16 protein-coding genes and 2 pseudogenes are annotated in these 17,087 nt (G+C 68.5%); 9 read left to right on the top strand and 9 right to left on the bottom strand.

All coding sequences use genetic code 11. The annotated features are described in order from the left end of the window. The first annotated feature begins 9 nt into the window (after positions 1–9). Positions 10–138, top strand: a complete 129-nt coding sequence (locus tag IG78_RS52215; protein WP_263972730.1) for a hypothetical protein — start codon at positions 10–12, stop codon at positions 136–138. A gap of 1,090 nt (positions 139–1,228) precedes the next feature. On the opposite strand, the gene IG78_RS0124555 is transcribed toward IG78_RS52215, so the two are convergent. Both IG78_RS0124555 and IG78_RS0124560 read right to left on the bottom strand, forming a co-directional pair. Further along, positions 1,229–1,621 (bottom strand): type II toxin-antitoxin system death-on-curing family toxin, encoded by a 393-nt coding sequence (locus IG78_RS0124555; protein ID WP_030566794.1) that lies wholly within the window; start codon positions 1,619–1,621, stop codon positions 1,229–1,231. Continuing rightward, complete coding sequence (locus IG78_RS0124560; RefSeq protein WP_030566796.1) at positions 1,618–1,812, bottom strand: ribbon-helix-helix protein, CopG family; 195 nt, start codon at positions 1,810–1,812, stop codon at positions 1,618–1,620. Before IG78_RS0124560 ends, IG78_RS0124555 begins: the two co-directional genes overlap by 4 nt. A gap of 649 nt (positions 1,813–2,461) precedes the next feature. On the opposite strand from IG78_RS0124560, the gene IG78_RS0124565 reads away from it, so the two are divergent. The 4 genes from IG78_RS0124565 (at position 2,462) to IG78_RS51595 (ending at position 5,907) form a co-directional block, all read left to right on the top strand. Further along, on the top strand, positions 2,462–2,746 hold the full coding sequence (locus IG78_RS0124565) for a hypothetical protein (RefSeq protein WP_030566798.1): 285 nt from the start codon (positions 2,462–2,464) through the stop codon (positions 2,744–2,746). Beyond that, positions 2,743–3,141, top strand: a complete 399-nt coding sequence (locus tag IG78_RS0124570; protein WP_030566800.1) for a PIN domain-containing protein — start codon at positions 2,743–2,745, stop codon at positions 3,139–3,141. Before IG78_RS0124565 ends, IG78_RS0124570 begins: the two co-directional genes overlap by 4 nt. A gap of 187 nt (positions 3,142–3,328) precedes the next feature. Beyond that, the gene (locus IG78_RS49410; RefSeq protein WP_157855873.1) at positions 3,329–4,648 is read left to right on the top strand and encodes a type ISP restriction/modification enzyme; all 1,320 of its coding nucleotides are present in this window, start codon (positions 3,329–3,331) and stop codon (positions 4,646–4,648) included. A gap of 209 nt (positions 4,649–4,857) precedes the next feature. Next, a complete protein-coding gene (locus tag IG78_RS51595) occupies positions 4,858–5,907 on the top strand; it encodes a hypothetical protein (protein ID WP_225882190.1) in 1,050 nt (349 codons plus the stop codon). 215 nt (positions 5,908–6,122) lie between these two features. On the opposite strand, the gene IG78_RS0124590 is transcribed toward IG78_RS51595, so the two are convergent. From IG78_RS0124590 to IG78_RS0124600, 3 genes are all read right to left on the bottom strand, one after another. Next, on the bottom strand, positions 6,123–7,454 hold the full coding sequence (locus IG78_RS0124590; RefSeq protein WP_030566811.1) for a class I SAM-dependent RNA methyltransferase: 1,332 nt from the start codon (positions 7,452–7,454) through the stop codon (positions 6,123–6,125). A gap of 213 nt (positions 7,455–7,667) precedes the next feature. Beyond that, positions 7,668–9,722: an APC family permease gene (locus IG78_RS0124595; RefSeq protein WP_030566813.1), complete on the bottom strand. Its 2,055-nt coding sequence runs from the start codon at positions 9,720–9,722 to the stop codon at positions 7,668–7,670. Positions 9,723–9,933: 211 nt separating this feature from the next. Continuing rightward, a complete protein-coding gene (locus IG78_RS0124600; protein WP_051852943.1) occupies positions 9,934–12,219 on the bottom strand; it encodes an MMPL family transporter in 2,286 nt (761 codons plus the stop codon). A gap of 233 nt (positions 12,220–12,452) precedes the next feature. Between IG78_RS0124600 and IG78_RS0124605 the strand changes: the two genes are divergently transcribed. From IG78_RS0124605 to IG78_RS0124620, 4 genes are all read left to right on the top strand, one after another. Beyond that, positions 12,453–12,779 carry an ArsR/SmtB family transcription factor gene (locus IG78_RS0124605; protein ID WP_030566816.1) on the top strand — a complete coding sequence of 109 codons (327 nt, stop codon included), beginning with the start codon at positions 12,453–12,455 and terminating at the stop codon, positions 12,777–12,779. A gap of 68 nt (positions 12,780–12,847) precedes the next feature. Continuing rightward, on the top strand, positions 12,848–13,087 hold the full coding sequence (locus IG78_RS0124610) for a hypothetical protein (protein WP_030566818.1): 240 nt from the start codon (positions 12,848–12,850) through the stop codon (positions 13,085–13,087). A gap of 148 nt (positions 13,088–13,235) precedes the next feature. Continuing rightward, positions 13,236–13,904, top strand: coding sequence for a potassium channel family protein (locus tag IG78_RS0124615; protein WP_030566820.1), 669 nt, complete (start codon positions 13,236–13,238; stop codon positions 13,902–13,904). Next, on the top strand, positions 13,904–14,566 hold the full coding sequence (locus IG78_RS0124620) for a potassium channel family protein (RefSeq protein ID WP_030566822.1): 663 nt from the start codon (positions 13,904–13,906) through the stop codon (positions 14,564–14,566). The genes IG78_RS0124615 and IG78_RS0124620 overlap by 1 nt, the downstream gene beginning before the upstream one ends. Before the next feature lie 88 nt (positions 14,567–14,654). Here IG78_RS0124620 and IG78_RS0124625 read toward each other — a convergent pair whose 3' ends face one another. The 4 genes and pseudogenes from IG78_RS0124625 to IG78_RS0124640 form a co-directional block, all read right to left on the bottom strand. After that, complete coding sequence (locus IG78_RS0124625; protein WP_030566824.1) at positions 14,655–15,485, bottom strand: DUF3159 domain-containing protein; 831 nt, start codon at positions 15,483–15,485, stop codon at positions 14,655–14,657. A 3-nt stretch (positions 15,486–15,488) separates the two neighbouring features. After that, positions 15,489–15,899 carry an OB-fold nucleic acid binding domain-containing protein gene (locus tag IG78_RS0124630; RefSeq protein WP_078965428.1) on the bottom strand — a complete coding sequence of 137 codons (411 nt, stop codon included), beginning with the start codon at positions 15,897–15,899 and terminating at the stop codon, positions 15,489–15,491. 121 nt (positions 15,900–16,020) lie between these two features. After that, positions 16,021–16,446: pseudogene (locus IG78_RS0124635) on the bottom strand (winged helix-turn-helix domain-containing protein); the annotation flags it as partial. Next, positions 16,446–17,087, bottom strand: a pseudogene (locus IG78_RS0124640) (universal stress protein); the annotation flags it as partial. The pseudogenes IG78_RS0124635 and IG78_RS0124640, both read right to left, overlap by 1 nt.

Raw genomic sequence — 17,087 nt, forward strand, 5'->3', positions numbered from 1 at the left:
GGCGAAGGGATGCCCTCCTTCTTCGCCGAGCGGTTCGGCGGCCGACAGCCCGCGCGCGTCGGCCAGTTCGTGAACCCGCCAGCGATCACCGACCCGGGCTACGGCGAGCACGCCCGTCAACCCCGAACCTGCCGGTGAGCCGTCGACGCACGCTTCGGCGCCCGCGTCATGATCGCCGCGCCCGGCCGGGGCGCGGATCTGAACGGCCCGGCGGCTAGCCCTAGGCACCGCTCGCCACGACCGCCTTCGAGGGGATGACCCCGAAAGGTCCTCGTCGTCGTGGGCACGAAGGACTGGCACCCACTCCATCTCCTCCGACCGGCAGGACTGGGGAAGCGACGCCTACACGGCGCCTCCCGCACCGAAGACCAGGTTGGACAACTTCGACGACGCGGAGCACGGGCTGGGCGGCATCCCGGCCTTCGACGCTGCCGAGGCCACCGATGAAAACCCCGACCGCGTCACCGCCGCACGAGCCCTCGTCCGGGCGCACCTGCGCGCCCAAGTTGTGACCGCAGGAACCGGACTGGTACCGGGTCACCGCGGTCCGCACATCAGCTCCTACTGCTCCCGGTCCCGCTTCGTGAAGCCGTCGGGCGTGACGTCGTGCCTGGCGCCTTCAGTTCCAGGAAGCCGGTGATGCGCCCCGATGTCTCCACCGCGTAGTCCGGACGCACCCGGGCCTCGGGCAAGGGATACTCAGGATGAAGGCGAGGACTCAGCTTCCAGCGCGCCCCGAATGTTTCCACCAGCTTCGCCACCGGCAGGCTGATGGACGCCTCCGTGTCGCTGACCCGCAGACGCTCCCTGCACTCGGATCCAAAGTCCGCCACGAGAGCCCGTATCCATTCCTCCGGCACCCTGTCCCCCCTCCAAGCTGTGGACGTGGACGGTGGATACCGCAGACACAGCTTGTTGGAGGCGAGAGGACCGGCTCAGTGCGCACGGGGGGCGAGCGAGGGGCACGGACAGCGCGTTCCGTGACCGCTGGGAAAGCAGGGGCCGGTGTTGGTTGGGAAGAGACCGCCGTAGCCAATGTGGACCTTGCCTGCCGCCCAAACGGGAAGGCGCGTGGGACGCCATCTTCGCGCCGAGCGGACCCGCTGCCCCATCTCGCGAAAGCATACGAATCCACCCGCTGAACGGACGGGTCAGTCCCCCGGCGGACTGCCAGAAGCCAGCACCGCTCCCAGAACCTCATTCCGTCCCGTACCCACGACGTCGAACGTCAGGAAACGGGAAACCAGGCCGACAGGCGCTTGGCAATAGCCGGTACATCGATGTTGTCCTGCGCGACTTCCTCGACGAACGGGCCAGCCACGGAGACGGGTGGCGGGGCGGTACTGGCGCTGACGCCGTTGAACCGCAGGAAGACACGCATGGCAAGCCAGGCGGTGCGCTTGTTGCCGTCGATCAGCGCGTGATTGCGAGCGACGGAGTGCAGCAGTGCCGCCGCCTTCTCGTGCAGCGTGGGATACAGCTCGGCCCCGAACACGTTCGTCCGGGGCCGTTCGATCGCTGACACCAAAAGTCCCATGTCACGCACGCTGTGCTCGGTATCGTTGACCGTGCGAGCGATGGCCAGGATCTCGTCGATATGGATGTAGCGCACTTGGGTCACTTCAGGTAGTCCAGGATCTCCGCATCGCTGTCCATCAGCTCGGCCAGGACGTCATCGACCTTCAGCTCGGCCCGGTGCTGGGCGTCACGGATGGCCTCGATGGCAAGTTCCTGCTTGCTGCGACCCTCCCGGCGAGCCCGCTCGGTGAGCTTCGCGTCAAGGTCTTCGGGGAGTCGGAGTGTCATCGCCATACAGGAACGATACCGGACTGGTATCTGGGTGGCGAAGTGATACCAGCCACTCAAGACCTCGGACCACGGTGCCGTCCTTCGTGGCCCGGTCGGGCCGCGGCCTCGGTTCCGAGGTGCGTGCGACGAGGTAGCAGCACGCGCCGCCGCTGGCGAGGTGCAGTCGGCCCCCGAACCGGAGCCCTTGCCCCGCGCCGACGGCCCCGGTCTGCGGCCCAGGGCCGGAGAGGTCCGAGGTTGAGGCTTCCGATATTCGAGCGTCATCCGAGCGTCAAAAATTCTGCATTGTGCATCGCCACGCCGCCGCGAGACCCACGCCAGCCCTTGAACTTGCAGCTCAGAGCGCTCTGCACAAGCGAACCTCAGTCGACGCATTCCGCGAGCGAACACAGGTCGAGCTGACCACCTGGAATGCAAAACAGCAGCTCAGCGCCCCGTCTCCGCAGGCTCCAGAATCGCCACGCACTCCACATGGTGGGTCATCGAAAAGATGTGAAACGAATACATGTGAAAGGAAACCGCAGGTCAGCGGCGCATCAGGAGCAAGCCGACCTCGCGGTCAACGTGCATTGCGTGCGCTACGGGCGATCTCTTGTCGCACGTTGCTGCCCGGGAGGTCGCCATATGGCATTAGAAATGCCACACTCGTATCATGGCTGACGATGACAGCGACTTCTTCCCCGGCGATGGTCCCAGCAGCGGCATCTCCGTCTCCCTCACCGCCGGCACCCTGCAGGCCATTCGCGAGCGAGTAGGCAAGCGCGGCGTATCCGCGTACCTAGAGAAAGCCGCCCAACGCCAGATCGAGCGCGACAGCCTGGACGAGCTGATCGCCGACTTCGAGAGTGTCAACGGCCCTGCCGATCCGGAGGCCGTTGCAGCCAAGCGGGCCAGGCTCACCGGCACACCCTCCTCCGGGGCCGGTGCGGCCGCGTGAGCGGTGCCCTCATCCTGGACAGCGAGGGCCTGGCCAAGGCCGTCCAGCGCGACCGCGAGGTCCAGGAGTGGCTCACCGCAGCCCGTGACACCGACCTGCCCGTCCTCACCTCCGCCGCAGTGCTCGTCGAAGTTATCCACCCGAAGATCAGCGACGCCGCGTTGAAATGGACGCTGTCCCGGCTCCGGGTCGAGCCCGTCACTCAAGCCATCGCCCAGTCGGCGGCGACGCTACTGCGCACAACCGGAAAGCACGGCCACAAATACGCCATCGACGCCATGCTCTGCGCCACCGCCCTAGCTCAGCCCGGGCACGTCACGATCCTGACCTCAGATGTCGACGACATCGTCATGCTCACCGCCGCCCACGCCCGGATCACGACCGAGAAGGTCTGACGCAGCCCGAGCCCGAGCCAACTCCTATCCGCAGTACAACGCCACTGGTATCGGGATGGAGTTGGCCACCGGGCCACGAAGCGTGCTCGCGCGACGCCGCCATGAGGCGCGTCTCTGAGCCAGGATCGACACGCACACCCAGCGCCTCGATCCATAGGCACTCTCGACGGGGAGAGTCCAGCAGGAGTTGGCCATCGCCATCTTGGTCCGCCGGCAAGGCGAGCGAAAAGAAAACTTGGCCCCGATCCATTACGTTGCCGTTCATGGCACCCGACAGAGCAAAGAGGAGCAACTGCATAGTCTGCACATCAACGGTCCCGGGTGGCTCACTTCTCGACCTGTTGAGCCCGTACCTTTCACGCCCGCCTCGCGGAGCGGCTGGGATGACTTCTCTGCCCTAACCGAGCTCATGCCCTGGTGCAAGCCGGGCAGCGTCATCGACCGCTCCCGACCCGAGCTTTCGCAGGCCGACATCGACGGCCAAATCTGCGTAGTCGAGCAGCACACCCAACGATTACAGACCGGTCCAGCTCTGCTCTTCACCGCCCTCGTTCCGGACAACGACTACTTCAAGGGAAACGGCGGCCGCGTCCTACCGCTCCTGCACGCCGACCGAACCCCCAACATCACCCCAGGACTTCTACCCCACCTCGCCAACTCATACGGCCTGCAGCAAGTCCTCCCCAAGGACTTGCTCACCTACATCGCCGCTGTCACTGCCCACCCAGCCTTCACCGAGCGTTACGCGGACGACCTCAACTCCCTCGGCGTACGCATCCCCCTGACCGCCGATCGTAGACTCTGGCACGAGGCAGTCAGCCTGGGACACCACATACTGTGGGCCTCAACATTTGGAGCACGCTGCACCAACCCCGCCGACAGTCGCCCGGCCGGCACATCGAACTGGTGGCGGAGCCTATACCCCGAGATCACGTACGCCCGAGAAGTTGCGCCCGATAAGCTCCCTTCGGCCATCAGCTTTGATAGCGAAGTCCAGCGACTTGTCATCGAAGGCGGCATCTTCACCGGTGTCGCTCCACGCATGCGCAATTACTCCACGGGCGGGCGCAACGTGCTCGACAGTTGGCTCGCCTACCGCAGCGACCATGCCGCCAGCAAAGTAACCAGTGAACTCGACCATGAACGCCCCGAGCGCTGGGAACCCGACTGGAGCCGGGAACTCGTCGAAGTCCTCGCCGTGCTCCGGCATCTCACAGCCCTGGAGCCTCAGCAGGCAGAACTCCTCGACCACATTGCCACCGCCCCAATGATCGACGTCGCTGAACTCACCCGCCGCCATATCCTCCCAGTACCTGAGCGTGCCCAGCGCGCTCACACCGATCCAGGTCATGCATTTCTGCCCGGCATGGACACAGTCGATGGCCGACTACCAGGTCCTGTTGAGCCTTTGTCTCTCCCGAACGACCCCGCAGATACCACGCCGCCCTCGTCGCACTCACCTACACATCCCGTCCCGCGCGCTCAGCGGCGTCGCGGCCCAGCCTGACTGATGGTACTCAGCCGAGGAGGATGGTTTGTGGGAACGCTGGCTCACCTAGCTATTCGCCCCTGACCGTGCCGTCCGGTGCTTCGTTGGTAGACGAGCGACCCAGCACATCTCATCCGAACGAGGGTCCCCGACGGCTGCCTCGGATTCCCTCGGAAGCGACGGGCATTGTCTCAGGGCAGCACGCCCGGGAACCACAGGAGAACCACATGCAACAGGCCCTCAACGGGCGGCAGCAGGCCGTGCTCGACTGGGTGGGCCAGGGATGTCCCGACGGAGTCTGGCCGGACAGCACGTACAAAGTCAGCGTGCAGGCCCTGCAAAACCGAGGGCTCGTCAAAATCACCAAACGCCGCGGGCATTGGAGCGCCCACCTCACCGACAAAGGGCGACAGCATCTCACCGAACGCGGCACATGCCCCGTGGAGCAGAACGCTGAACCACCTGAGCAATCCAGCCGAAAACCGGCACCCTCACGGCCCAAGGCAGTACCGAAGGCCCATACGAGCTACGCGGACCAACTCCTCGATGAACTGGTCGCGAACGATGGCTGCCTCATCAAGCCCATCGAATCCGGCCCGCACGCCGTGAACTGGGCATCACAGGTCAGCGCCGCCCGCAAGTCCGGCAAGATCCCCCACACACAGGAGCTCTATGGATACCGCACCCACCGCGGCTACGAAATCAAGCTCGTCGACATCCCCGCCTGGCGCCTCGCCGAACTCACCCCGGTCCCCGTTCCGGCCAGACTCACCAAACCCCACCCCATCGTGGCCGCCCTCCAAAAGCTGCCACAGCCCATGGGTCTGACCAAACCCGTCCAAGGCCGAGCCCTGCGCATCATCCAGGCCCTCATCACCGCCACCGAAGCACAAGGCCACAAGGCAGCACGCAAACGCCGTGCAGACCAGCAAGCCCGAGAGGCGGAACAACAGCGCTGGGAAGCCGCCATGCACGAAGCCCGCGCCGCATACACCCACGCCTATCGCGTCAAACACCTCGGAGAACAGGCAGACGCCTGGCACCGGGCCAAGCGCCTGACCGAGTACGTCACAGCAGTACGCGACCACGCCACATCACTGCCGCCCGGACAAGAAAGGACTGAGATCAAGGCGTGGCTAGCGTTCGCAGACGCCCACCTCCAGCGCCTCACCGACTCCGCCTCAGCACCGAAGCTGCCCAGCCCACCGAAGCCCAGCGGCGACGATCTCAAGCCCTTCCTCGGCCACTGGAGCCCCTACGGCCCCCGCTCGTACTGAGCCCCAAATCGGGCCACAACCCATGGATTTTCACCAAGAGGCGGGAAAGACGTAACCCCGACGACCTATACCCGACGCACCGTCACCTGCAAGAACAACAGCCTGACGCTCCATCAGGACGTGCGTCAAACGGGCGTCACGTGCGTCGAATATGCGTCAAGACATCGCCTGTAACGCCCACAGTGCACATAACGCACACCCTCCGAACCTGCGGGTCAGGCACCCTTTGCGGCAGGTTCAAGGATGGCAACGCACTCCACATGATGCGTCATCGGAAAAAGATCAAAAGCCCGAAGCATCCGCACCCGATACCCCCCCTCCCGGAAGTACCCCAAGTCCCGCGCCAGCGCAGCGGGATCGCAGGCCACGTAGGCGATGCGGCGGGCACCCAGGCCCGACAGGTGGCGGACCGTCTGTTTGCCGGCGCCCGCTCGGGGCGGGTCGAGGACGATGATGTCGGCCTCGGTGATACCCGTGCGCGGCAGCACCGACTCGACCTTGCCCTGTTCGACGCGGACGCGGTCGAACGCGGCGAGGTTGTGGCGCGCGTCCTCCACCGCCCGCTTGCCGGACTCGATGCCGAGTACGGCACCCTCCTCGCCCACGCGGTCCGCGATCGCGCCCGCGAAGAGGCCGACGCCGCAGTAGAGGTCGAGGGCCGTCTCGCCCTTGCGGGGCAGCAGGCCCTGCATGACCGCCGTCACGAGGGTGTCCGCCGCCTTGGGGTGGACCTGCCAGAAGCCGCCGTTGCCCACGCGGTACGTGCGGCCGTCGGCGCGTTCGCGGACGAAGGGGCGGCCGTGGACGCGGTGCACCCCGCCGTCCTTCTCCTCCACGCGAAGGACGGAGACCGGCTTGTCCAGCTCGACCAGGGGAAGGCGCGCCCCGGGACGGGGAGCCAGGATCACCTGGCGGTCCTGCGAACCCGTCGCCGCGATCGCGTCCACCGACTCCATGCCCGACCAGTCGCGCTGCTCGATGCCCAGTTCGGAGACGCCCTCCGCCGCGATCATGCAGTGGTCGATCGGCTGCACCTCGTGCGAGCGGTGGCGGCGCAGGCCCGCCCTGCCGGTCTCCGGGTCCACCGCGTACTGGACACGGGTCCGCCAGGACGGAACCTCGCCGGCGGGCAGCTTGTCGCCTTCGGCGGGCATCACCGTGCCGTCCCAGCCCGCCTCCTCGGGCGTGAGCCCGGCAAGCCGCTGCAACTGCTCGGCGATCACCTCGCCCTTGAGGCGGCGCTGCGCCCCCGGCTTCGCGTGCTGCCAGTCGCAGCCGCCGCAGCGGCCCGGTCCCGCGTACGGGCAGGGGGCCTGCACGCGGTCCTTCGACGCGTCGAGGACCGTCACGGCGTCGGCGCGCAGGAAACGGGACGTCTCGTCGCCCTCCGTCACCCGCGCCACCACCCGCTCGCCGGGCAGTGTGTGCCGTACGAAGAGGACCTGCCCCTCCGCCGTGCGGGCGACGCAGTGGCCGCCGTGCGCGACCGGCCCCACCTCGACCTCGTACTCCTGGCCCACCAGCGAGTTCTTCGGTTCAGCCTGCATGGCGGGGTGACTCCACAACGTCAGAGGGGAAGAGGCGCCTTCCGGCCGGAACGGCCGGGCGGCACCGGGACGACAGCCCACCAGTCTACGTGGAGTCACCCCCGCCCTCGTCCACGCGTCCGGCCGGGACGGAGCGCCTCCGCCCTCATCCACGCGACCGGCCGGGCCGAAGCGCAGGCAGCACCGGGCACCGCCCGCTGCCCCACGCTCCCGCTACCCCTTCTTGCTGCTCTCCTTCTCCTTCGCCCGCTTCTCGACGGGCCCCCTGCGCACCGAACCCGGCGCGTTCCACTCCTGGCGCCTGCGGGCGCGCCGCTTCGCCGCCTCCGAGGACTCGAGCTGGTAGGGGACGGAGGTGACCATCACGCCGGGGGTGAACAGGAGGCGGCCCTTGAGGCGCAGCGCGCTCTGGTTGTGGAGCAGGTGCTCGTACCAGTGGCCCACCACGTACTCGGGAATGATCACGCTGACCGCGTCGCGCGGGCTCTCCCGGCGCAGCGACTTCACGTACTCGATGACGGGCCGTGTGACCTCGCGGTAGGGCGAGTCGAGGACCTTCAGGGGCACGCTTATGCTGCGCCGCTCCCACTCGTCGCGCAGCGCCTTGGTCTCGTCGGGGTCGACGTTGACGCTCAGGGCTTCCAGGGTGTCGGTGCGCATCAGCTTGGCGTACGCCAGGGCCCGGAGCGTGGGCTTGTGGATCTTGGAGACCAGGACGATGGAGTGGACCCGGGAAGGACGGACGTCGTCGTCGGAGGGGCCCTCGGGGGCGATGATCTCCTCGGCCACCCGGTCGTAGTGGCGGCGAATCGCGCTCATCGTCGCGTAGAAGATGCACATGCCGAGCAGCGCCACCCACGCGCCGTGCGTGAACTTGGTGACGAGTACGACGACCAGGACCAGGCCGGTGAAGAAGGCGCCGAAGGCGTTGATCGCGCGGGAGCGGAGCATGTGGCGCCGCTTGCCCTGGTCGCGCTCCCCCGCCAAGTGGCGGTTCCAGTGCCGGACCATGCCGATCTGGCTGAGCGTGAAGGAGACGAAGACGCCGACGATGTAGAGCTGGATGAGGCGGGTGGAGTCCGCGCCGTAGATCCAGACGAGCAGCGCCGCCGCGCCCGCGAGGAGCACGATGCCGTTGGAGAACGCGAGGCGGTCGCCGCGGGTGTGCAACTGGCGCGGCAGGTAACGGTCCTGCGCGAGGATCGAGCCGAGCAGCGGGAAGCCGTTGTACGCGGTGTTCGCGGCGAGGAAGAGGACGAGCGCGGTGGCGGCGGCCAGGACGATGAACAGGAAGCTGCCGTTGCCGAAGACGGCCTCGGCGACCTGGGAGATCACCGGGTTCTGCACGTAGTCGCCGCCGACAGGGACGCCGTTCTCGAGGAGGTCCTTGGCGGGCTTCTCGGCCATGTGGACGTTGGTCGCCATGGCGAGGGCGATGATGCCGCAGAACATGGTGACGGCGAGGGCGCCCATCAGGGCGAGCGTCGATGCGGCGTTCTTGGACTTCGGCTTGCGGAAGGCGGGGACGCCGTTGCTGATGGCCTCCACACCGGTGAGCGCGGCACAGCCGGAGGAGAACGCGCGCAGGAGCAGGAAGACCATGGCGAAGCCCGCGAGGCCCTCGTGCTCGGCGTTGATCTCGAAGTCTGCGGTCGGGGCCTTCATGGTGTCGTCCAGGACGAAGCCCCGGAAGGAGCCCCACGCCATCATGATGAAGACGCCCGCCACGAAGACGTACGTCGGGATCGCGAAGAGCTTGCCGGACTCCTTGACGCCGCGCAGGTTCATCAGCGTCAGCAGCACGATGACGGCGATCGCGCACAGGACCTTGTGCTCGACGACGAAGGGGACGGCCGAGCCGAGGTTCTCGATGCCCGAGGAGATCGACACGGCGACGGTCAGGACGTAGTCGACGAGCAGGGCGCTCGCGACGGTCAGGCCCGCCTTGGGGCCGAGGTTGGTGTTCGCGACCTCGTAGTCGCCGCCGCCGCTCGGGTACGCGTGCACGTTCTGGCGGTACGACGCCACGACGGTGAACATCAGCACGACGACCGCGACGGCGATCCAGGGGCTGAAGTGGTAGGCCGACACGCCCGCGACGGACAGGACGAGCAGCACCTCGCCGGGCGCGTACGCGACGGAGGACAGCGGGTCGGACGCGAACACCGGGAGAGCGATGCGCTTCGGCAGGAGTGTTTCTCCGAGCCGGTCGCTGCGCAGTGCGCGCCCGATGAGGATCCGTTTGGGCACGTCGGTCAGTTTGGACACGCAGAGGATCGTAAGCGTTCGCCGGGGGCGCCGCCCACCCAGCACCCCGAGTGTTGGGAATATGGAAATACCGGCCGGGGCGCGAGGGGGCGGGACCGGAGCCCTGACTCCGGCCCCGCCCCGCCTCCAGGGCCCCTCGCGCCCCGCCCGCAGGCCCCTTCCGTCTCGCCCTCAGGGCGCCTCCCGCCCCGCCCTCAGCACCCTCCCCGAGTCACCGGCCGTCGACGCTCGGGGCTCCACCGCCGAGCAGCGCGCCGGGCTCACCGGAGGCACCGGCGCCGCTTCCGGATCCGGCGGTGCCCCCGTACTCGTACCCGTGAACCAGCCGCTCCCCGGCCCGGCGCACCGCCTTGGAGGGCCACCAGGCCGCGTCGCCGAGCAGCAAAAGCGCCGCCGGCAGGATCATGACGCGGATCACAAAGGCGTCGACCAGAACGGCCACCGCGAGCACGAATCCCATCTGCTTCATCTCCAGGATGTGCAGCATCACGAAGCTCGCGAAGACGGTGACCATGACGAGCGCCGCACTTGTGACGACCTTGGCGGACGACGCGATCCCGTCGAGCACGGCCTGCCGCGTGGGTACGCCGGTCAGCGCGGCCTCACGGATCCGGCTGACCACGAACACCTGGTAGTCCATCGAGAGCCCGAAGAGGATCACGAAGAGGAACAGCGGCACGCGCGAGGAGACGCCGTGCAGGGAGACGAAGGACAGCAGGCCCTCCGCCCACTCCCCCTGGAAGACGAGCACGAGCAGCCCGAGCGCGGACGCGGCGGAGAGCAGGTTGAGCACGACGCCGAGCAGCGCGAGGACGACGGAGCGGAACGCGTACACCGTCATGGCGAACGTCATCAGGAGCAGGAAGCCGAGGACGAGCGGCAACTTCTCGTTCTGGTGCGCCACATAGTCGGTGCCGCGCGGGACCTCGCCGGTGACGGCCGTCTCGACGCCGGAGAGCCTGCCGACCGTCGCGGGCAGGTGGCCGCCGCGGAGGTGGTCGAGTGAGGCCTCCGCCTCCTCCGAGTACGTGGGGTGCACGGCGTTCAGCTCAAGGGTGGTGGTCCTGCGGTCGGCGGAGGCCCGGACGATCGGCCCGCCCGCGGGATCCGCGAAGAGCGGGTCGGCCCCCGCCCTGCGGTCCAGGTCGCGCAGGGCCCGCCGCACCTCGGTCGCCTGCGAGGCCTTGGCCCGCACCACGACCAGGTGCCGGACGCGCAGCTCGGGGAAGGCGTCGAGCAGCCTGTCGTAGGCCTTCATCGCGGGGATGTCGCGGGAGAAGCTGTCGCGAGCCGGGTTCTTCAGGTTCATGTCCAGTGCGGGCAGGGCGAGCGCCACGAGGGCGAGGACCGCGACGCACAGGGTGCCGAGCGGACGCTTGCGGGCGGGCGCGAGCAGGGCGCTCCACAGGCGCCCCGGCTTCTTCTCTCCGTACGACCGAACGGGCTTGCCCCGGGCCAGGCGCTTGGCGGCGCGGCGCTCCGTGCGGCGGCCGAGCCCCACGAGCAGCGCGGGCAGCACCGTGACCGAGCTGATCACGGCCACGGCGACGACCAGGATGGTGCCGGTCGCGAGCGAGTCGAAGATGACGTCACCGGCGAGGAAGAGCGCGGTGGTGGAGACGATCACGGCGAACCCGGAGACGACGATCGCGCGTCCCGCGGTCGCGGCGGCGGCCTCGACCAGGGCTGCCGAGGTGAGTCGGCCGCCCGCGCGGGCCCGCTCCTCGCGTTCGCGCTTGAGATAGAAGAGCGTGTAGTCGACGCCCACGGCCATGCCGATGAGCAGGATCATGCTCATCCCCACGCCGGTGTCGGGCAGCAGGTGCGAGGCCAGCATCGCCAGGCCCATGGTCGCCATGATCGAGGTGACGGCGAGCAGCAGCGGCACGCCCACCATGACCACGGAGCCGAACACCAGGGCCAGCGTGAGCAGCGTGACGGGCAGCGTGATCGCCTCGGAGAACCGCAGGTCCTCGTCGCGCTGGTCGGCGACGCCCTTGCTCACGGAGGCGTCGCCGGTCTCCTCGATCACCAGCTCCGGGTGCGCCTTCGCCGCCTTCGCGGTCTGGGCCTGGAGCGGGGGGACGTTCTCCTGGTCCTCCTGCTCGGAGCCGTTCAGCTCCACCTGGACCCGCAGCACGCGGCCGTCGGCGGAGCGCACCGGGGATGCCACCGACGCGACCTCGGGCAGCGTCTTCATCCGGGCGGTGACGTCCCGCACGGCGGCGTCGGCGGCGGCCTTGTCGAGGCGGCCGGACGCGGCCCGGATCAGCACGTGCTCGGTGGACCGCTGTTGGACGCCGCCCTCGGTGGCCAGGGCTTCGGCCCGGCCCGCCTCGCCCACGCGGAAGTCCTGCGACGTAGCGCTGTTCATGCCCGCGGCGATCCCGCCGCCCAGGCAGAGGGCCACGAAGACGAACCAGCCGATGACCGCCCGCCATGGATGCAGCGCGCTCCACCGGGCCACGCGCACCGTGACTGAACGCCGCCCTCTCATGCCCATGACCGAACGCCGCCTTCGCATGTCCATCCCCCTCTTCATGCACAACCCCGCACTTCATGTGTAAGTGAAGACTTACAGGCGGGTGTAAGCGGAGACTGACAGGTGAAGGCTCGATGCGTCAACTGTCATATTCCAGAGGGGGGTACGGCCGCACGGAGGGTTTGACAGCGCTTCATGACGTGCGTAAGCCTTGGCTGACAGGTATCGGAGCGGCACAGAGGCGGGCCATGAACAGCGAAGAGCTGCTTGCCTTCCTCGCCGCAGTCGGGCACGCCCAGCGGCTCCGGATCATCAAGGAACTCGCGTCCGGCACTCTGTACGTCAGCGAACTGGCGCGCCGCCTCGGCGTCTCCCGGCCGCTGCTCTACATGCATCTGGAGCGCCTTGAGAAGGCGGGCCTGGTGGTCGGACGGCTGGAGCTCTCCGACGACGGCAAGGCCCTCAAGTACTTCGAACTCGCGCCTTTTGACGTGCAATTGAACGTCGATACGATTCTGGCTGCTGCCCGGCAGGACGGGGCGAGCGAGACCGGACAGGCCGGACAGGCCGAATAGACCGGACAGGCCGAATAGACCGGACAGGTCGGACAGACCGGACAGCACCCACCCGAGGAGACGCCCCCATGAGCGACGCGATCATCCCGATCGCCTTCTTTGTGATCCTGGCCGGTGCCATCGTCGCCGTGGCGTACTTCCAGACACAGCGCAGCCGCGAGCGCGACCGTGAGTACGCGGCCGCGATGGAGGCCTACCGCCAGGCCCTGGAGGCCTCCCGGTCCGAGACCGACGCGGTGCGCGGCCAGCTCGTCGAGCTGAACGTACGGGTCAAGTCCGTGGAAAGCATGCTGCGCGCCGTGGAGTGAGGGGACCGACCGGGCGCAGGCCACCGCGCGAAAGCCGTTAACGTGGACCAGAGCAGACTCGCGCACCACCGGGGAACAGCCGGAGCGAGAGTCATCAGCAGGGTATTTACGCAGGTCACGAGAGCCATGAGGAGCGCGGGGTAACGACGTGCACATCGTCATCATGGGCTGCGGGAGAGTCGGTTCCGCTCTCGCGCAGACCCTGGAACAGCAGGGGCACACGGTCGCCGTCGTCGACCAGGACCCCACCGCATTCCGCCGTCTGGGCTCCGGTTTCGGCGGCCGCCGTGTGACCGGCGTCGGCTTCGACCAGGACACCCTGCGCGAGGCCGGCATCGAGGACGCCGGTGCCTTCGCCGCCGTCTCCAGCGGCGACAACTCGAACATCATCGCCGCCCGCGTGGCCCGCGAGATGTTCGGCATCGAGAACGTCGCGGCCCGTATCTACGACCCGCGCCGCGCCGAGGTCTACCAGCGCCTCGGCATCCCCACGGTCGCGACGGTCCGCTGGACCGCCGACCAGATGCTGCGCCGACTGCTGCCCTCCGGGTCCGAGCCGCTGTGGCGCGACCCCACCGGCGGCGTGCAGCTCGCCGAGGTGCACGCCTCGGAGTCCTGGATCGGCCAGAAGATCAGCCGCCTGCAGGAGGAGACCGGCGTGCGCGTCGCGTTCCTCACCCGGCTCGGCGAGGCGGTCCTGCCGACCTCGCAGACGGTGCTCCAGGAAGGCGATCTGGTGCATGTGATGATGCGCACCGACGAGGTGGAGAAGGTCGAGGCGGCCTTCGCCGAAGGCCCCGAGGAGGGCGGTCACTGATGAGGGTCGCCATTGCCGGAGCCGGCGCGGTGGGCCGCTCCATCGCCGGTGAGCTTTTGGAGAACGGCCACGAGGTCCTTCTCGTCGACAAGGCGCCGACGGCCATCTCCGTCGAGCGCGTCCCGCAGGCCGAGTGGCTGCTCGCCGACGCCTGTGAGATCACCTCCCTCGACGAGGCGGCGCTACAGCGCTGCAACGTCGTCATCGCCGCGACCGGCGACGACAAGGTCAACCTCGTCGTCTCGCTGCTCGCGAAGACCGAGTACGGCGTCCCGCGGGTCGTCGCCCGCGTCAACAACCCGAAGAACGAGTGGCTCTTCAACGAGTCCTGGGGCGTCGACGTCGCGGTGTCCACGCCGCGGCTGATGTCCGCGCTCGTCGAGGAGGCCGTCAGCGTCGGCGACCTGGTCCGGCTGCTGCGCTTCAGCCACGGCGACGCCAACCTCGTCGAGCTGACGCTGCCGCCGGAGTCCACCCTCGCGGGCACCCGCGTCGGCGACGTCCAGTGGCCCGAGGACACCTCTCTGGTCACCATCATCCGCGGTACGCGCGTCCTCGCGCCGACCGCGGACGACTCCCTCGAAGCGGGTGACGAACTCCTCTTCGTGGCCGCGCAGGCGCGCGAGGAGCAGCTCGAGGACCTGCTATCCGCGCGTAACTAGCCGGGGGCTTTACGCAGGTGGGGGGCGCCCGGAAAGTTCCGGGCGCCCCCCACGTGTGTGAGCGTTGTCGGCCCTGCGGGCCCCGTCCTCACACGCCGGACGGGCTGGATCTACCCGTCTTGCGTTCTTCTTCCGCCTTCTCGGCGGCCTCCGCCGCCTCCATCTCCGCGAACACGTCGATCGGCGGCGGCGCCTTCGCCAGGAAGATCCAGGTGAAGTACACCGCGAGGACCATCGGGGGCAGCTTCAGGGCGATCAGGACCCAGCCGAGCTGCTCGGTGTCCGCCCACCAGTACAGCGGGAAGAGGATGGCGTACTTGGCGAGGAAGACCAGGCCCCAGGCCAGGGACGCCTTGGTGTACGCCTTCTTGCGGCCGGGGTTGCGGGTGCGCCAGGAGAGGTTCTCGCGGAAGACCGGGCCGAGGAGCAGCCCGAGCAGCGGGTAGCCCACGAGCGCGGAGAGGAAGAAGGCCGCGCCGAGGCCCGTGCCGTAGATCATGCCGGGCAGGTAGAAGTCCTTGGCGTTGCCCGTGAACATGGCGAAGGCCACACCGAACGCGACGCCGAAGACGCCGCTGAACGCGTGCTTGACGGTGTCACGGCGCGCCAGGCGGACCGCGACGAGGACCAGCGCCACGGCCAGGGCCGCGATCGCCGACATGTGCAGATCCTTGTTGATCGTGTAGATCAGCACGAAAAGCAGGCCGGGGACCATCGTCTCGACCGTGCCGCGGATGCCGCCGAAGGCGTCGAACAGCGCGGCCTGGGTCAGCGCCCTGGTGTCGGGGTCGCCGCCCCCGTCGTCGTGGGCGGGCCTGGCGTGCTTGGCCTGCGTGGCTTGCGTGGCTTGCTGCGCGTCGTGCGCGTCCTGGGGGCGGTCGCCCACGGTCTGGTCGGTCGGCTTGTCGACTGACGTCACCGGTTACTCCCGTCCGAGCGGTCTGAGTTCGTACTTCGGGTTGAAGAGCACTCTGCGGCCGCGGTCTATGGAGATCCGGCCGGAGGCGATCAAGCGGCGCCCCGGCTCGATCCCGACGATGGAACGCCGGCCCAGCCACACCACGTCGAGCGCGGCCGAGCCGTCGAACAGCTCCGCCTCCAGGGCGGGGACACCGGCCCGGGGCCGCAGGGTGACCGTGCGCAACGTACCAGTAACCGTCACTATCTGACGGTCCTGGCAGTCGCCGATGCGGGTGCATCCGGTCGTCTCGGCGTCCTCGCGCAGTTCCTGGGACTCCAAGTCCTGCTGGGAGGTCGACAGGCGGTCGAGCATGCGCCGGAAGCGGCCCGTCGGCTTGCCGGATCCAGGGGCAGAACCAGGAACAGCACTCATACCCGAAGCGTACCGGTGGCCGCCGACACCCCCGCAATGGGTGAGCTCACCTGTGGGTGTACCCGCTCACCGCCGCGCGAAGCCCGGCTGCCCGACAGACCGGCCACCGCGCGAAGCTGGGCTACCGCTCGAAGCGGTAGCCCATCCCCGGCTCCGTGATGAAGTGCCGCGGGTGCGCGGGGTCCGCCTCCAGCTTGCGGCGGAGCTGGGCCATGTAGACGCGCAGGTAGTTCGTCTCGGTGCCGTACGAGGGGCCCCAGACCTCCTGGAGGAGCTGCTTCTGGCTGACGAGACGGCCCGCGTTACGCACCAGGACCTCCAGGAGGTGCCACTCCGTGGGGGTCAGGCGTACGTCACGGCCGTTGCGGTTCACCTTCTTCGCGGCCAGGTCGACCGTGAAGTCGTCGGTGTCCACCGTCACGTCGTCCTCACCGGCCCCGGTGGGCTCCGCACGGCGGACGGCCGCACGCAGCCGGGCCAGGAGTTCGTCCATGCCGAAGGGCTTGGTCACGTAGTCGTCGGCACCGGCGTCCAGGGCCTCGACCTTCCGCCGAGCAGCGCCGCCGCCACGGTGAGGGTCAGGAAGAGCAGCATGTCGTTGGCGAGACCGAGGTCCGCGTCGACGTGCGTGAGCAGCAGGGTGAGCAGGGCGGGGCCGACGACACCGACCAGCCAGCCCCAGATGATCCGGGACCGGCCGAGCCGTGCGCCGCGGGCCACGGGCAGCCCGCGCCCCTTGGCGACCTCGCCGTGCGTGACGATGTGGACGTCCAGGTCGGGGCCCGATTCGCGGGCGACGGTGGCGCCGACGCCGGGGCCGAAGATGTACTGCCAGGACTTGCGCCGTGAGGAGCCGAGGACGATCTGGGTGGCGTTGACACCGCGGGCGAATTCGAGGAGGGCGGCCGGAATGTCGTCGCCTATGACGTGGTGAAACGTTCCGCCCAGGTCCTCGACGAGGGTGCGCTGGACGGCGAGCTCTTTCGGCGATGCCGCGGTGAGGCCGTCGCTGCGGGCGATGTACACGGCGAGGATCTCGCTGCCGGAGCCCTTGGCGGCCATCCGGGCGGCCCTGCGGATGAGGGTGCGGCCCTCGGGTCCGCCGGTGAGGCCGACGACGATGCGTTCGCGGGCCTGCCAGGTGGAGCGGATGTCGTGCTCGCCCCGGTACTGCTGCAAGTACTCGTC

The organism is Streptomyces aureocirculatus (assembly GCF_000720475.1).
Classification (GTDB): domain Bacteria; phylum Actinomycetota; class Actinomycetes; order Streptomycetales; family Streptomycetaceae; genus Streptomyces; species Streptomyces aureocirculatus.

What these genes read in the sequence shown, in the direction of transcription:
- IG78_RS0124620 (WP_030566822.1), top strand. Translation starts at nt 13,904, where the DNA reads ATGAGGGTCGCCATTGCCGGAGCCGGCGCGGTGGGCCGCTCCATCGCC.
- IG78_RS0124610 (WP_030566818.1), top strand. Translation starts at nt 12,848, where the DNA reads ATGAGCGACGCGATCATCCCGATCGCCTTCTTTGTGATCCTGGCCGGT.
- IG78_RS0124605 (WP_030566816.1), top strand. Translation starts at nt 12,453, where the DNA reads ATGAACAGCGAAGAGCTGCTTGCCTTCCTCGCCGCAGTCGGGCACGCC.
- IG78_RS52215 (WP_263972730.1), top strand. Translation starts at nt 10, where the DNA reads ATGCCCTCCTTCTTCGCCGAGCGGTTCGGCGGCCGACAGCCCGCGCGC.
- IG78_RS0124630 (WP_078965428.1), bottom strand. Translation starts at nt 15,899, where the DNA reads ATGAGTGCTGTTCCTGGTTCTGCCCCTGGATCCGGCAAGCCGACGGGC.
- IG78_RS51595 (WP_225882190.1), top strand. Translation starts at nt 4,858, where the DNA reads ATGCAACAGGCCCTCAACGGGCGGCAGCAGGCCGTGCTCGACTGGGTG.
- IG78_RS0124600 (WP_051852943.1), bottom strand. Translation starts at nt 12,219, where the DNA reads ATGAGAGGGCGGCGTTCAGTCACGGTGCGCGTGGCCCGGTGGAGCGCG.
- IG78_RS0124560 (WP_030566796.1), bottom strand. Translation starts at nt 1,812, where the DNA reads ATGGCGATGACACTCCGACTCCCCGAAGACCTTGACGCGAAGCTCACC.
- IG78_RS0124590 (WP_030566811.1), bottom strand. Translation starts at nt 7,454, where the DNA reads ATGCAGGCTGAACCGAAGAACTCGCTGGTGGGCCAGGAGTACGAGGTC.
- IG78_RS0124565 (WP_030566798.1), top strand. Translation starts at nt 2,462, where the DNA reads ATGGCTGACGATGACAGCGACTTCTTCCCCGGCGATGGTCCCAGCAGC.